The 2,270-nt window shown below is 72.3% G+C and carries 3 protein-coding genes and 1 tRNA gene; 1 reads left to right on the top strand and 3 read right to left on the bottom strand.

Going from position 1 to position 2,270, the window contains the following annotated elements:
• Positions 1-363 precede the first annotated feature (363 nt).
• Positions 364-440 (top strand) — tRNA-Lys (locus tag IH13_RS0135395).
• A gap of 459 nt (positions 441-899) precedes the next feature.
• Here IH13_RS0135395 and IH13_RS0135400 read toward each other — a convergent pair.
• The 3 genes from IH13_RS0135400 to IH13_RS0135410 form a co-directional block, all read right to left on the bottom strand.
• On the bottom strand, positions 900-1,127 hold the full coding sequence (locus IH13_RS0135400) for a hypothetical protein (protein ID WP_234433504.1): 228 nt from the start codon (positions 1,125-1,127) through the stop codon (positions 900-902).
• A 70-nt stretch (positions 1,128-1,197) separates the two neighbouring features.
• Positions 1,198-1,353: a hypothetical protein gene (locus tag IH13_RS44190; protein ID WP_199814931.1), complete on the bottom strand. Its 156-nt coding sequence runs from the start codon at positions 1,351-1,353 to the stop codon at positions 1,198-1,200.
• Positions 1,354-1,702: 349 nt separating this feature from the next.
• Complete coding sequence (locus IH13_RS0135410; RefSeq protein ID WP_031091143.1) at positions 1,703-2,035, bottom strand: hypothetical protein; 333 nt, start codon at positions 2,033-2,035, stop codon at positions 1,703-1,705.
• Positions 2,036-2,270 lie beyond the last annotated feature (235 nt).

Raw genomic sequence — 2,270 nt, forward strand, 5'->3', positions numbered from 1 at the left:
CCGTGACGACCACCGCGGTGGCGGTACCGGCACGAGCACCGGCTCCTTCGGCCGCCGCGACGACAAGCCGCGCTGGAAGCGCAACGGCTGACCGTCACTGAACGCCCAACCCGCGGGGCCCGTACAGCACTTCGGTGCCGTACGGGCCCTGCGGCGTCTCCGGGGGCCGGGTGTGGCCCCGAGCTCTCCCCCGACCAGGTGACCGGCGCCGGCCCACCGCCGGGCGTGGCGGTATCCATCCCGTAGCGGGTGGTGGGACCACCGGTGCCCGGTCCCGCCGGGGCACGGATCGGGGGCCCGGCACGGGATACCCGATCGGCTGCCGGGCCGGGGGCGGCTATGCTTCGGTGGGTGATCCATCAGGGGCCGTTAGCTCAATTGGTCAGAGCAGCGGACTTTTAATCCGTTGGTTGTGGGTTCGAGTCCCACACGGCCTACCACTGGACCCCAGCTCAGAGCAGGAATGGGCTGGGGTCCGACCTCTTCTCGCAGGCGACATGGGCCCCTGCTCGCCCGCTGCTCGCCCGAAAAGTCGACGAGGACGCACAACGGCGCCCTGACCGCAGAACGCGAGCGGGGCGCCGCTGCCACGCCTACGGGTAGGTGGACCCGGCCACTCCAGGCGGCGGGTCCACCGCCTCCCATGCCGCCACGAGGCCCTCGTATCGACCTCTACCCACGGGCCGGTCCCCTTCTCCGCGACCTACTGCGCATCGCCGACGCGATGGGTGTCCCGCTTGCGGGCCTCGCCCGGGAGCAGGCCCTACCCGCACCCCGCCCGCCGCCGCCCTGTTTTCTGGCGGCGTCTTCCCGGGGCGTGCCGCTTCGCCGGGGAGCCCGGACCGCTACGGACGAGCCTGAGGGCCGTCCCGGCGTCCCGGGGCGCGCGGGGACAGCCCTCAGTCGAGGCCCTGCGCGCGTAGCGCGTACATCAGGAGGAAGGTCCGGTACGTCTCCGCGTCGACGTCCTGGCAGACGTCAGGGCGGTTCTCGGCGGTCGACGTGTTGTCGAGGGAGCGGCGGCAGGCCGCCTCCGTCTCGGCCTGGGACGGGATGCTGGTGACGAACGCGGCGAACAGCATGACCAGGGCCAGGACCACCACGCCGATACGGATGCGCATGGTCATCCAACGACGGTGCGGCCCGGCCGGTCACTGGCGTACGTCACCCGGCCGTCGCCCGGCCTTCACCCCGCTGTCACTCGGCGTCGTCGACCGGGGCCGGCGGCAGGTCGGGCTCCATGAACAGGCCCGCGTACTGTGGTGCGGGCAGCGGGGCCGGCGTGCCCGGGGCCGTGGCCGCGGCCGGGCTGTCGGGGTGCCGCTGCGTGGAACGTGCGGGCATGTCGGTCATCGAGTGTCCTGTAGGTAGGCGTGTGGTGGGAGCCCCGTGACCCGGCCGTGAGAACGGCCTGCCGGTCCGACCGGGGCGGCGACGAAGCGCCACTCCCCGATGCCGCACCGCTCCGAGGGCGTCCGGATCAACACACGGTGCATGCAGACTGTAGCCCTCTCGGCACGGCTTCCCTCTTGATTTGGTCCGGCCGACGCGACGTTCGGTGCGCTGGGGCGGGGGAAGCGCCCGCGACCGGGCCTCCGGAACGCGTACGGAAGAGGTGCCTGAAGGGTGCCCGGGCGCGGACAGGACCAGGGCGGCAACACGGGGGTGTGCCCCGGGTGCGGCCCGGGACACACCTGGAGGCTCAGACGCCCTGGGCGGCCGTCTCCGCCTCGGTGACGCCCTCGGAGGCCGAGGCGGCCGAGGGGGCCGAAGGGGCGGCGACCGCTGCGCCGGCCGTCTTGCGGAGGTGCACCATCAGTCCGATGAAGCCGGCGATGAACCCGCTGACCAGACCGGAGATGCCGTGGTTCAGGGCGTTGATCCCGGCACTGCCCGGCATGCCGATGGCCAGGTAGTTGACGAGGCCGCTCATCACCGCCCCGGCCACTCCTCCGAAGATTCCACTGACGACCGAGGCGCGCAGCGGCGACGGTGCGGTGGAAGGGTCGTGGGCAGGTCTGAGCGGTGTGGACATCGTCGGGGTCCTCCAGACAGGCTTTTTCGGCAGGATCGGGGGGTGCGGCAACATCTTTGGCTAAAGCGCTACATCTGGCAACGGCCCGGAGTGGGCGGGTAGTTGGCGTGGGGCAGTGGGGTGTGAGCACACCGGCGGGCCGGCGGCGCGGGGTGGACGGCGCCGTCGGTGGTCGGGAGCGCCTCGTGGATGCCGTAGAGTTGGCATCACAACGACGCGGGGTGGAGCAGCTCGG

Source organism: Streptomyces sp. NRRL WC-3549, assembly GCF_000721935.1.
In the GTDB taxonomy this organism is placed as follows: Bacteria; Actinomycetota; Actinomycetes; order Streptomycetales; family Streptomycetaceae; genus Streptomyces.

Excerpts from the sequence above, each read along its gene's own strand:
- IH13_RS0135410 (WP_031091143.1), bottom strand. The coding sequence starts at position 2,035 with ATGTCCACACCGCTCAGACCTGCCCACGACCCTTCCACCGCACCGTCG.
- IH13_RS0135400 (WP_234433504.1), bottom strand. The coding sequence starts at position 1,127 with ATGACCATGCGCATCCGTATCGGCGTGGTGGTCCTGGCCCTGGTCATG.
- IH13_RS44190 (WP_199814931.1), bottom strand. The coding sequence starts at position 1,353 with ATGACCGACATGCCCGCACGTTCCACGCAGCGGCACCCCGACAGCCCG.